The sequence below is a fragment of the Stenotrophomonas sp. PD6 genome (genome assembly GCF_049199305.1).
Classification (GTDB): domain Bacteria; phylum Pseudomonadota; class Gammaproteobacteria; order Xanthomonadales; family Xanthomonadaceae; genus Stenotrophomonas.
Genome location: NZ_JBLZQD010000002.1, coordinates 171,037 through 183,103 on the forward strand (window position 1 = coordinate 171,037; position 12,067 = coordinate 183,103).

9 protein-coding genes are annotated in these 12,067 nt (G+C 68.3%); 7 read left to right on the forward strand and 2 right to left on the reverse strand.

What is annotated here, in order from left to right; all coding sequences use genetic code 11:
• Positions 1–9: 9 nt before the first annotated feature.
• A complete protein-coding gene (locus ACOZHM_RS03725) occupies positions 10–522 on the reverse strand; it encodes a hypothetical protein (RefSeq protein ID WP_421567614.1) in 513 nt (170 codons plus the stop codon).
• Positions 523–618: 96 nt separating this feature from the next.
• On the opposite strand from ACOZHM_RS03725, the gene ACOZHM_RS03730 reads away from it, so the two are divergent.
• The 3 genes from ACOZHM_RS03730 to ACOZHM_RS03740 all read left to right on the forward strand — a co-directional run bounded on the left by ACOZHM_RS03730 (position 619) and on the right by ACOZHM_RS03740 (position 5,268).
• Positions 619–2,772 (forward strand): RelA/SpoT family protein, encoded by a 2,154-nt coding sequence (locus ACOZHM_RS03730; RefSeq protein WP_421567615.1) that lies wholly within the window; start codon positions 619–621, stop codon positions 2,770–2,772.
• Between the two features lie 29 nt (positions 2,773–2,801).
• On the forward strand, positions 2,802–4,364 hold the full coding sequence (locus tag ACOZHM_RS03735) for a hypothetical protein (protein ID WP_421567616.1): 1,563 nt from the start codon (positions 2,802–2,804) through the stop codon (positions 4,362–4,364).
• Positions 4,365–4,425: 61 nt separating this feature from the next.
• A complete protein-coding gene (locus ACOZHM_RS03740; protein WP_421567617.1) occupies positions 4,426–5,268 on the forward strand; it encodes an SDR family oxidoreductase in 843 nt (280 codons plus the stop codon).
• A 51-nt stretch (positions 5,269–5,319) separates the two neighbouring features.
• Here ACOZHM_RS03740 and ACOZHM_RS03745 read toward each other — a convergent pair whose 3' ends face one another.
• Positions 5,320–7,419 carry a glycosyltransferase gene (locus ACOZHM_RS03745; RefSeq protein WP_421567618.1) on the reverse strand — a complete coding sequence of 700 codons (2,100 nt, stop codon included), beginning with the start codon at positions 7,417–7,419 and terminating at the stop codon, positions 5,320–5,322.
• 95 nt (positions 7,420–7,514) lie between these two features.
• On the opposite strand from ACOZHM_RS03745, the gene mrcB reads away from it, so the two are divergent.
• From mrcB to ACOZHM_RS03765, 4 genes are all read left to right on the forward strand, one after another.
• Entirely contained in the window at positions 7,515–9,953 is a 2,439-nt protein-coding gene (gene mrcB, locus ACOZHM_RS03750; protein ID WP_421568101.1) for a penicillin-binding protein 1B, read from the forward strand.
• 22 nt (positions 9,954–9,975) lie between these two features.
• Positions 9,976–10,506, forward strand: a complete 531-nt coding sequence (locus ACOZHM_RS03755) for a tetratricopeptide repeat protein (protein WP_421567619.1) — start codon at positions 9,976–9,978, stop codon at positions 10,504–10,506.
• Positions 10,507–11,011: 505 nt separating this feature from the next.
• A complete protein-coding gene (locus ACOZHM_RS03760) occupies positions 11,012–11,713 on the forward strand; it encodes an RHS repeat-associated core domain-containing protein (RefSeq protein WP_421568103.1) in 702 nt (233 codons plus the stop codon).
• A 5-nt stretch (positions 11,714–11,718) separates the two neighbouring features.
• A complete protein-coding gene (locus ACOZHM_RS03765) occupies positions 11,719–12,060 on the forward strand; it encodes a hypothetical protein (protein ID WP_421567620.1) in 342 nt (113 codons plus the stop codon).
• Positions 12,061–12,067: the final 7 nt, after the last annotated feature.

Below are 12,067 nucleotides of genomic sequence, written 5' to 3' on the forward strand. Positions count from 1 at the left end.
CCCCGCCCGTTACTTCACGCGACGGACTTTGGACCGCAGGTTGACGCCCTCGACCTGCAGGTACCACGCCCCTGCCAACCCCGGGGTGATGGTGACCGCCGGCGCGGACTTGCGGCTGCCGGCGCGCTGGGTCTCATCGGTCTGTTCCCATTCCTGGCCGTTGGCCAGCACATACCGGTAGCCTTTGCCGAAACCGCGGAAGTCGCCCTGCAGCGTGCTGCTGATCGGCTCCTTGCTGCCGAAGTCGAAGAAGCCCCGGTTCTTGACGATCACTTCCTGGCGGCCTTCTTCGCGTGCCTGCTCGCGCGCGTCGGCGGCGACGGCGGCTACCTTGCCCTGCAGCCAGCCATTGAGGGCGGCCAGTTCGGTCGGGCTGAGCTTGTCCAGGCCTGCGGCCTTGAACTCGGCCGGCGACATCTGCTGCTGAAGGTCGCCTTCCACGACCCGCTGGGCGAGGGCAGGGCTGGCCATGCACAGCAGGACGGCCGCACTGGCCAACAACCTCAGACGGGAAAAGCGCATGGCAGGTCTCCAGGATTTTGGAATGGAACGGGTTCTGATTGTCGGGCAACGATAGCAGCGCTAGTGTAGGGCTCTCTATCTTGTCTGCATGATGCTGTGAACCGCGCTTCTGTCCCCGGCCTGGATGGCTTGTTGAACCGACCCTCGGCGGCGTCGCTGCCCCCCGCGCTGCGCGAGGCGCTGCTGCAGCGCTGGCAGGCCGACGAGGCCGACCACGCGATGCACGCCGGCTGGCCGGTGCTTGCCGATACGCTGGATGCGCTGGCGCTGCTGTCGGCCGACGACAGCGCGCTGCTGGCGGCGCTGCTGTTCGACCTGCCGTGGCTGCGCGCCGGGCTGGACGGGCTGCCGCTGGGCACCCACAAAACCGCCGTGGTCGGGCTGCTCGACGGGCTGGACGCCGCCGACCAGGTCTGGGCGCTGCATGCCGGTCGCGATGCGGGGCGCAACAGCGAGGGCCTGCGCCGGCTGTTGCTGTCGATCATCCAGGACCTGCGGGTGGTGCCAATCCTGCTGGCGCGGCAACTGGCGCGCATGCGCGCGGCCGACCGCCTGCCCGAAGAGGAGCGCCGCGCGCTGGCCCAGCTCACCCGCGACATCCACGCACCGTTGGCCAACCGGCTCGGCATCTGGCAGTTGAAGTGGGAACTGGAGGACCTGGCGTTCCGTCACCTGGAGCCCGAGACGTACCGGCGCATAGCGCGCGAGGTCGATGAAACCCGCATGGCGCGCGAGCGCTACGTGGAAACGGTCAAGAAGGTGCTGTCGCGCGAGTTGCTGGCGCAGGGCATCCAGGCCGAGGTCAGCGGCCGCCCGAAGCACATCTACAGCATCTGGCGGAAAATGCAGAAGAAGCGGCTCGCCTACGAGCAGCTGTATGACATCCGCGCGGTGCGGGTGATGGTGCAGGACGTGGCCGCGTGCTACGCCGCGCTGGGCGTGGTGCATTCGCTGTGGGCGCCGGTGCCCAGCGAGTTCGACGATTACATCGCCCGGCCCAAGGCCAACGACTACCGGTCGCTGCATACGGCGGTGATCGGCCCGGAAGGGCGCACCATCGAAGTGCAGATCCGCAGCCACGACATGCATGCGCAGGCCGAGCTCGGCGTGGCCGCGCACTGGCGCTACAAGGAAGGCAGCAAGGGCGCGGAGAAGGCGTTCGACCGCAAGATCACCTGGATGCGCCAGCTGCTGGAGCAGTCGCAGGAAGGCCACGCCGGCGAACTGGCCGGCGCGCTGGATGCGGAGCTGACCGAAGACCGGGTCTACGCGCTCAGTCCCAAAGACGAGGTGATGGACCTGCCGCAGGGCGCCACCCCGCTGGATTTCGCCTACCACGTGCACACCATGGTCGGGCACCGCTGCCGCGGTGCGAAGGTCAACGGCCGCATCGTGCCGCTGACCTACCGCCTGCGCAGCGGCGACCGGGTGGAGATCCTCACCGGCAAGGAGGCCGACCCGCGCCGCGACTGGCTGCTGGCGTCCAATGGCTTCCTGGCCAGCAACCGCTCGCGTGAAAAGGTGCGCGGCTGGTTCCACAAGCTGGACCGCGCGCGCAACGTACAGGCCGGCCGCGACCTGCTCGACCGCGAGCTGAAGCGGCTCGGGCTGCAGCATGCCGACCTGGCGGTGGCCGCGAAGAAGTTCCATGCCGACAGCGTGGATGACCTGTACATCCAGGTCGCGCTCGGCGATACCGGCCCCAACCAGGTCAGCCGCGCGTTGCTGGAAGCCGAACGCGCGGCCAGCCAGCCGGTGGTGCCGGCACTGCCGCGGCCGACCGCACGCCGCGACAGCCTGGGCACGTCCAAGTTCACCGTGCAGGGCGTGGGCAACCTGCTGGTGCAGCTGGCCCGCTGCTGCCAGCCAGTGGCGGGCGAGCCCATCGTCGGCTACCTGACCCGCACCCGTGGCGTGACCGTGCACCGCACCGACTGCGCGGCGCTGGCGCGTCTGTCGGCGGCCAGCCCGCAACGCATCCTGCCGGTGGAATGGGGGCAGGCCGGCGGTGGCTATGAGGTGGACGTGGTGGTCGACGCGGTCGACCGGCGCTGGCTGCTCAAGGACATCACCAACCTGATCGCCCAGGAAGATGCCTACGTGCTGGATATCCATAGCGACAACGTGCGCAACAGCGGCCGCGCGCACCTGCGCCTGCGCCTGAAAGTGAGCGATTACGGCCAGCTGTCCACCCTGCTGGGCAAGCTCGATGCGCTGCCCGGTGTCAGCGACGCGCGACGTCTAGGCTGAGATCACGTGAACAGCGCTAGGCTCAGGGAATGAGCCATCACCCGGACCACGAGGATGCCGCGCATGCCGCCCTTCGCCGCGTGCGCCGCGAAGGGCGCTGGTGGTGGGTGCAGGCCTGGCAGGCGCGGCGGATATGGCGCTGGGCGCTGCTGCTGGCGGTGCTGCTGTTCGCCGCGCTGGTGCTGGTGCGGCGCCCGTTGGCGAACTGGTTCTGGAACGAGCCGCAGGTGGAGCAGCTGCTCGATCGCGGCGACCGCGCCCTGGCTGCTGGCCGGCTGACCGCCGCCGACGGCAGCGGTGCACGCGAGTGGTACCAGGCGGCGCTGGCACTGGATGGCGATCGCCCGCAGGCGCGCGCCGGCCTGGCGCGTACCGGGCAGGCCGCGCTGCAGCAGGCGCGCGACGCGGTGGCGGCGGGTGAGCCGGAGGCGGCGCAGCGCGCCCTGGCGCTGGCCCGCGAACTGCAGGTGCCACAGCGCGATGCGGATGCCGTGGCGCGCCTGCTGCGCGAGCATCAGCACAACGGCGCCGGTTTCGGCGTGCTGCTGGGGCGTGCCGAGGCGGCACTGGAAGCGCAGCGGCTCGATGGCAGCGACGACAGCGCGCTGCCGTTGTTCCAGCAGGCGCTGGCCCTGGCGCCGAACCACCTGCGCGCGCTGGAGGGCCGTGAGGATGCCCTGTCGGATCTGCTGCAGAAGGCGCGTGACGCCGCCGCGCGCGGTGACGTCGCCCAGTCCGCGGCCCTGCTGCAGCGTGCACGCGGTTTCGATGCCGGGCATGTCGACCTTCCGGCCAGCGAGGCGGCGCTCAACGCCGCGCTGGAACAGCGCCAGCGGCAAGGACAGGTGGCGTTGAAACGGCAGCACTGGACCGATGCCGCGGCGGATTTCCAGGCGGTGCTGGCGGCGCGCCCGGACGATCCGGCGGCGCAGCAGGGCCTGCAGCAGGTGATCGACGCGCTGTTGGCCGCGGCGACGCGGGAGGCGGCGGATTTTCGCTTCGGCCCTGCCGAGCAGGCGTTGCAGGCCGCGCAGACACTTGGCGCGTCCGAGCGCGCGCTGGTGGCGGCGCGCCAGGCGATGGCGCAGGCGCGACAAGCCGAGCGCGCACTGAAGACACCGGCTGCCACGCCGGCGCGCCGTGCGCAGTCGCTGGCGAAGCTGCTGGAGAACTTCGCCGAGGCCGAAGCGCGCGGCGATTTCCTCACGCCGCCTGGGCGCAGTGCCTACGATGCGCTGCGCGAAGCGCAGGCCTTGGCCCCGCGCGACGCGCGGGTGCGCGCGGCGGCGCAGCGCCTGCTGCCGGCCACCCGGGCGTGTTTCGAGGACCGGCTGCGCGAGAACCGCGTGCAGGCCGCGGGCGCCTGTCTGGATGCCTGGCAGGCGCTGGCACGCGGCGACGCGCAGGCGATTGCGGCGCGTCAACGCTTGGGCCAGCGCTGGTTGGCCATTGGCAGCGAACGGCTGGGGCGGGGTGACGTCGCGTTCGCCCAGCAGGCGCTGCAACAGGCCAATGCGCTGGGTATTGCATCGAACGCGGTGGAATACCAGGCACTGCAGCAGCGCCTGCGCGACGTGGACGCGCTGCGCTGACCCTGCCAGGGGCCGGCGGCGCATCGGCTATAGTGCGCGCTCGAGATTGCGTGGATATGGAATGACCGTACTTGTTTCCGGTGCGACCAGCCAGATTGGCCGGTTCCTGCTGCCGCGGCTGGTGGCCGCGCAACGCCCGGTGCTGGCCCTGAGCCGCCATGCGCAGCCGGCACAGCCTGGCGTGCAGTGGTGGGCCGCGGACATGCGCGCGCTGCCTGCGCCGCCGCACCCGTGGCAGGCCATCGTCAGCTTCGCCCCGCTCGATGCCTGGGGTGACTGGCTGGCGCGGCAGGAGGTCGCGCCGGCGGCGAAGATCATCGTCACCAGCTCGATGAGCGTGCTGACCAAGCAGGACTCGACGCAGCCCGACGAGCAGGCGCTGGTGGCGCTGCTGCAGCGGGGGGAACAGAATCTGGCCGCCCAGGCCACGCGGCTGGGCATGCAGTGGACCGTACTGCGGCCCACCCTGGTGTACGGCGCGGGGGTGGACCGCAGCCTGACCCCGATCGTGCAGCGTGCGCGCCGCACCCACGTGTTTCCGATCCCCATGGCGCACGGCCTGCGCCAGCCGGTGCACGCCGACGACATCGCGCTGGCGGTGATGGCGGCGCTGTCGGGCAATGCGGCCGACGGCCAGGTGCTGCAGATCGGCGGAGGCGAGCGACTGGATTACCAGCAGATGTTCCGCCGCGTGCATGCCAGCGTGGGTACACCGTGCCTGCCGCTGTACCTGCCATCATTCGCGCTGCGGCTGCTGGCGGCGGCGCTGCCGCGTGCCCGCGGTCCGGTGTCGCGGCTGTCCCAGGATCTGATCGCCGACAACGGCGCGCTGACCGCGTTGCTCGGCGTGCAGCCCCGCGCGTTCGCGCCTACACCGGACACCTGGCACCCCATGTCGAAGTAGCGCCGGGTTCTACCCGGCAGAACGCACGTAACGCCGGGTTCTACCCGGCGGTCATTCCAGAAAAACGCGCCGCACCGTCTCCTGCGCCGCATCCAACGAGAAGTGATCGGCCACGTTGCGCAACCCGGCGGCGGACAACCGCTGCCACAGCGTCTCGTCGCGATACAGGCGCACCACCGCGTCGGCAAACGCGTCGGCATCGTCGGCGACCAGCACGTCTTCGCCGTCGCGCAGGTGCATGCCTTCCACCGCGCAGGTGGTGGCCACCACCGGTTGGCCATGCGCCATGCTCAGATTCACCTTGCCCTTGACCCCGGCGCCGAAGCGCAGCGGTGCCACGGCGATGCGTACCTCGTCCATGTAACCGGTCACCACCGGCACGAAGCCGTGGATCAGCACGCCCGGCTGGCCGGCGGCCAGGTCATGCAGCGCCTGCGGCACGTCGGCCCCAATGCAGTGGAAACGGATGTCCGGCAGTTGTGCGCGGATCCGGGCGAACACCTCGCCGATGAACCACTGCATCGCGTCCACGTTCGGCGGATGGCGGAAACCGCCGACGAACACCAGGTCCCTGCGCTGGTCCCACGGCGCGCCGCCGCCGGCCACTTCGTGCAGGTTGGAGATCAGCTCCACGTGCACGTCGGGTGCATCCACCTGCAGTTGCGTCCGCTCGGCGTCGCTAACCAGCACGGTGACGTCGCTGGCCGCCATCACCGCCAGTTCGCGCGTGCGGGTGCGCTGGGCGTTGCGCAGCAGGCCCGCGTCGCCGGCCAGTTCCGCGCCCCGGCGCTCGCGCAGGTAATGCAGGTCAACGGTGTCGAAGACGCGCCGCGCGGCAGGTGCGTAGCTGCGCAGCAACGGCAGGCATTCGCTGGCGACATGGTGGCGGACCATCATCACCACGGCAAAGCGCGGCCCGTGTTCGCGCAGCCAGGGTCCAATGCCTTCCAGGAACGGCGCATACCAGACTTCCACGCCCAGCCGCTGCAGCGCCTCGGTGGGCGCGCCGGCGTGTTCGCGCCGGGTCGGCACGAACACCACGTGCGCGCCGGCCTCGATCAGCATCCGGATCAGGTTGTACTGGCGCAGCGAGCCCGAGTCGCGATCCGGCTGCGGTACCACTTCGTCCAGGATCAGTACCTGGCGCTGGTGGCGGTGCAGCAGGGCAGGCGAGGGCACGCTGCCCACCGCCGGGTGCCGGGCCAGCACCGCCGCCCATTTGGCGGCGAACACGCCGCGGTTGCGCACCTGGTAGGCCTTGATCCCGCTCTGGGTGTCGGTGCCGTTGCTGGTGCCTTCGTCATGCACCACGCGGCTGGCCGGTTGCACCAGCACCCGGTGGCCGCTGGCACGCACGGCGAAGGCCAGGTCGGTGTCCTCGTAGTAGGCCGGCCGGTAGCGCGTATCGAAGCCGCCCAGCTGGTCCCACAATGCACGCGGCAGCATCACGGCGGCGCCGGAGCAGTAATCCACATCGCGCAGGGCGCTGTAGCGCGGGTCCTCGGGCGACTCGAAGCGGCCGTAGCTCCAGGCGCTGCCATCCTGGAACAGCACCCCGCCCGATTCCTGCAGGCGGCCGTCGGGGTACAGCAGCTGCGCCCCCACCAGGCCGGCGCCGGGCACCATCGAGAACGTCTCCAGCAGCGCGTCCAGCCAGCCCGGCTGCGGCACGGTGTCGTTGTTGAGCAGCACCACGTAGGTGCCGCGCGAGCGGGCCACGCCGTCGTTGCAGGCCTCGATGAAGCCGCCGTTGCTGGCCCGCACTTCGTAGCGCAGTCCCTGCACCTGCGGCATCCACTGCACGGTCTGGTCGGCGCTGCCGTCGTCCACCACCAGGATCTCGCACGCAACCTGCGGCGGATGGGCGGCAAGTGCGCGCAGGCAGGCGAGGGTATGGCCCACATGGTTGTACACGGGGATCACAATGCTGACCCGCGGCTCAACGCTGTTCGGCACGCTGAACGGCGCGAAGGGCAGGGCCTCGGGCAGGTAAAGCGGCGCGCCTCGGGGCGCCGGCAGGGCGCGGGTATGCACCCGGATGCGCTGCCAGGTGGCCTGCCATCCCCGGGTCCGCAGGCTGGCCAGGCTGCGCCGGAACAGGCCGATCATGCGGTTCAGGAAGTAGCGTGCATCGGCCAAGGACATCGACATCCCGTTACAACTCCAGCTAAGCGGGGAAAACCGGGAGACACGCGGGCCACCATGGCTGCGCTAGACTCGCCGGACTTTTACATTCTTGCATGCCCGTGCCCCCACGCTACGATTCCGACGACATCGACGAGTTCGAGGACGACACCGAAAGCCGCTGGCCGCTCTGGCGTCGTCGCCTGATCACCTGGGGCATGGCCGCGTTCGCGCTGGCACTCGGTTTCCTGATCCCCTATACGGTCTACCTCAACACCCAGGTCACCCAACGCTTCGGCGAACTGCGCTGGCAGATCCCGACGCGCGTCTACGCGCGGCCGTTGGCGCTGGCGCCGGGCGTGGCCATGGACGTGCAGACGCTGAAGACCGAGTTGGCGGCGTCGGCCTACCGCGATGACGGAACCGGCAAGTCGCCGGCCACCTTCAGCCAGGACGGCGGCCGCTTCATCATTTCCAGTCGTGGCTACAACGACGTGGACGGCCGGGTCGCGCCGCGCCGGGTCGAGGTGAGCGTGTCCGGCGGCCAGATCGCCTCGCTGCGCGATGCCGACAGCCGCAAGGCGCTCAAGGCCGCGCGGCTGGATCCGGCGCGCATCGCCACCCTGTACGGGCAGAAGCAGGAAGAGCGCCGCCTGGTGCGCCTGGAAGAAACGCCGGAGCTGCTGGTCACCGGCCTGCAGGCGGTGGAGGACAAGGACTTCAACCGCCACCACGGCATCGACCTGAGCGGCATTGCACGTGCGGTGTGGGTCACCGTGCGCTCCGGGGGCCAGAGCCGCCAGGGCGCCTCCACGCTGACCCAGCAGCTGGCCCGCAGCGGCCTGCTGGGCATCGGCAAGGAACAGACGGTCACCCGCAAATTCAACGAAGTGCTGTACGCGCTGATCATGGAAGCGCGCTACGACAAGCGCACCATCCTGGAGGCCTACCTCAACCAGGTGTACCTGGGCCAGCGCGGCAGCCAGGCCATCCATGGCATGTCGTCCGGTGCCGAGTTCTGGTTCGGGCGCGACCTGTCCTCGCTCAACACCGAACACGTGGCGCTGCTGATCGGCCTGGTCAAGGGCCCGTCATACTACGACCCGCGGCGCAATCCGGAGCGCGCGCTGGACCGGCGCAACTTCGTGCTGGGCAAGCTGCATGAGAACGGGCTGATCGACGACGCCGAACTGCAGCGTGCGCTGAAGGCGCCGCTCGGGGTGCCGAAGACGCCGGGGCTGATCGCCGCCAACCGCTTCCCCGCCTATGTGGATCTGGTGCGTCGCCAGCTCGGACATGATTACCCCGAGTCCGTATTGCAGGGCGCCGGCCTGAGCGTGATGACCGGCATGGCGCCGTCCGCGCAGGCGTATGCCGAAGGCTCGGTCACCAAGACACTGAAGGCACTGGAAAACAAGCGCCGCCCGGAGCTGCAGGCGGGCCTGGTGCTGACCGACGTGCACAACGGCGACGTGCTGGCCGTGGTCGGCAGCCGTGATGTATCCGAGCCGGGCTTCAACCGCGCCATCGAGGCGCAGCGGCAGGTCGGCTCGCTGCTCAAGCCGTTCGTCTACCTGCTGGCGCTGGCGCAGCCGGACAAGTATTCGCTGGCCAGTTTCGTCGACGATTCGCCGGTGACCGTGCAGCTCAGCCGCGGCAAGCGCTGGACCCCGGGCAACGCGGACAACCGCAGCCACGGCACCGTGCGCCTGATCGATGCGCTGGCCCATTCCTACAACCAGGCCACCGTGCGCGTGGGCATGCAGGTGGGCCCGGAACGGGTTACCCAGCTGATCCATGTGCTGGCCGGGCTGAAGGCCGAGAGCAATCCTGCGGTGATCCTGGGCTCGACCGACCAGAGCCCCTACGCGATGGCCCAGCTGTACCAGTTCCTCGCCTCCGGTGGCGAGATCCAGCCGCTGCACGCAGTGCGTGGCGTGCTCGATCCGCAGGGCAAGCTGCTCAAGCGTTACGACAAGACCCCGGCACCGGCCCAGGAAGGCGACTCCATCGCCGCCAACCTGATCAGCATCGGCCTGCAGCAGGTGGTGTCCAGCGGTACCGCGTCGCGCCTCAATGCCGATGGCCTGTCGCGGCTGCAGGCGGCCGGCAAGACCGGCACCTCCAACGATGGCCGCGACAGCTGGTACGCCGGCTACACCGGTGACCACCTGGCGGTGGTGTGGATGGGCAACGACCAGAACGAGCAGACCGGCCTGTTTGGCGCCACCGGCGCGATGCGGGTCTGGTCGGGCATCTTCAGCCGCCTGCCGAGTTCCCCGTTGAAGGTCAGCAGCAAGGGCCTGGACTGGCAGCCGGTGGAGGCCAGCGGCACCGCCGCCACCGACGAATCCTGCCCGGGCGCCCGCCGCTTCCCGTTCGTGGTCGGTTACGCGCCGGCCTACACTGCCTGCGTGGCGCCCGCCGCGTTGCCGGAAGGCGAGGGTGGCGAGACGGGCGAAGGCGGTGGCTGGCGCAGCTGGTTCGGTCTGGAAAGGAAGCCCGAGCCGGCCGCCGAGCCGACGCAGGCCGCACCTGCGACCACTCCCCCCGCTCGATGAAGCGCAACGCAAGGCAGCCTGCATGACGACCTCCCGCACCGTGATCCGTACCGCTACCGTGCTCACCCTTGGGCTGGCGCTGGCCGCCTGCGTGTCCACCGCGCCGCCGGTGAAGCCGCCGGTGGATACCACCACGCCGGCCCAGCGCATGGCAGCGGTGGATGCCAGCGCTGGCAAGGATGACAAGGAACTGGACGTGCAGCCGCTGCGCGACGCCGGCATCGAAGACCTGCGCGTGGTGGCCAAGGCCAAGCGCCAGGCCAACGATCTGGCCGGTGCGGCCGAGGCGCTGGACCAGGCGCTGCTGATCAACGAAGGCGATCCATCGATCGTGCAGGAACGCGCGGAAATCGCGCTGCTGCAGGGTGACTGGGCACGCGCCGAAACGCTGGCGCGCAAGGCGGTGGAGCTGGGTTCGAAAACCGGCCCACTGTGCCGCCGCCACTGGGCCACCATCGAACAGGCGCGCCTGGCGCGCGGCGAAAAGGAAAACGCGCAGTCCGCGCACGCGCAGCTTGAAGGCTGCACGGTGCCTGGCATCAAGCGGTATTGATGCCGCGGCTGGGTGGCGCACTCTCCCGGGCCGCATAAATACTCCGGCGACTACTGCTGATTCTCCGACTTCGATTTGACGCAGTTTGGTACGGCTGCTAACCCTTGCAACTTGATAGCTGGGTGGCCGGTAATTGAACCTGGATGCGCCTAACTCGCTTCAAATTGACGGGAATGGCGCGAGGTTGCTCGAAGACCAATCCTGCTGCCAGATTTTCGTGCTATCAACGGTCATCCTTGATCGAGAGCCTTTGGCTATGTCGGATGCGCTTTTCCTGGATAGCGGCAGCAATTCCCACTCCGATCCGAAACATGGCAGGCGTAGGCTGGAGAGCGCGCTTTCTTGCCTGATCTGTCTGCTGACAGTGCTGTTGACCTGGCCTGCGAGTGCCCAAACCGTTTTATACGTTCACACGGATGCCCTGGGATCTGTAGTAACGAAAACGGATGTGAATGGAAATGTGGTCGAACGGTATGACTACGAGCCATATGGGGCCTCAGTCGGAATGCCTGTATCGGACGGGCCGGCATACACAGGGCATGTAAGTGATTCTGCGACCGGGCTGAGCTACATGCAGCAACGGTACATGGATCCCCAGTTGGGGGTGTTCCTTTCGGTGGACCCGGTAACGGTGTATCAGAAGCCTATTGAGCAGTTCAACAGGTATCGGTATGCAAACGGGAATCCTTACAAGCTCACCGATCCAGACGGAAGAACTGCTGTCTGCACTCAGAGTTCGTGTTCTATCGACTGCAGGAGGGCATTGACCTGCGCGGCGGATTACCTCTACGTGGGCACGGTGTATGGCGGCCGGATGCTTCGGAACGCCGTTGAGAACGCCCTGCCGACTTCGCAGAACTCCGAGTCATCATCGGAGGGTGGAGAATCTCCGTTACCTGAAGGTCTGGTGGGGACACAGGATAGTGGGAGTCGCCAGCAGGGGGCGCGAGTCAACAATGGCCCTCTAGCTCCGGCCAACGGTGGGACTGGAAATGCGGAGGCGGATTTCGGTAACTTGACGGGCGGAAATGCAGGTGTTGCACCTGAGGGTGCGCGCCTGCCTGAAGGCTCGAAAGTCGGTGCGAACGGAGTCATCTATCGTCCGGGGAACGAGGTCTCTGGCCCACGAATCGATATTCCGGCGAACGGTCAGAAGCCTCATGAGACTCTGCACTATCCCAAGCCGCCTCCGCCGCCAGATAGGTAACTTGAGTGAACGAAATACTTGAAAAGCTGGAATCCCGCTTGGCTGATAGGACGGGCGTCTATGTGAATGCGGGCGTCAACGCAGACGCCTATATAGATGAACTGGCGAACGACGTCAGGCGCAATGAATGTCTGCCATTTGAAGTGTCTGCAGAAGTAATGGCGCCAGGACTACCAGGGTTTGAGGGTGGAGAGCGGATAGCCGGCCTGTGCGTTGCCAGATCCGATGGTCGCTGGTTGGTGTATCGGTCTGAAGATGATCAGTTCTATGCCTTTTGGGGGGCTGAGCAAGGCTGTCTGGGCGCGCACGGTGTTTTTGGCAGCCCTCTTTATTGCTGGTCTGCGTAAGCAAACA

What these genes read in the sequence shown, in the direction of transcription:
- ACOZHM_RS03725 (WP_421567614.1), bottom strand. Translation starts at nt 522, where the DNA reads ATGCGCTTTTCCCGTCTGAGGTTGTTGGCCAGTGCGGCCGTCCTGCTG.
- ACOZHM_RS03735 (WP_421567616.1), top strand. Translation starts at nt 2,802, where the DNA reads ATGAGCCATCACCCGGACCACGAGGATGCCGCGCATGCCGCCCTTCGC.
- ACOZHM_RS03740 (WP_421567617.1), top strand. Translation starts at nt 4,426, where the DNA reads ATGACCGTACTTGTTTCCGGTGCGACCAGCCAGATTGGCCGGTTCCTG.
- ACOZHM_RS03745 (WP_421567618.1), bottom strand. Translation starts at nt 7,419, where the DNA reads ATGTCGATGTCCTTGGCCGATGCACGCTACTTCCTGAACCGCATGATC.
- ACOZHM_RS03755 (WP_421567619.1), top strand. Translation starts at nt 9,976, where the DNA reads ATGACGACCTCCCGCACCGTGATCCGTACCGCTACCGTGCTCACCCTT.
- ACOZHM_RS03760 (WP_421568103.1), top strand. Translation starts at nt 11,012, where the DNA reads ATGCCTGTATCGGACGGGCCGGCATACACAGGGCATGTAAGTGATTCT.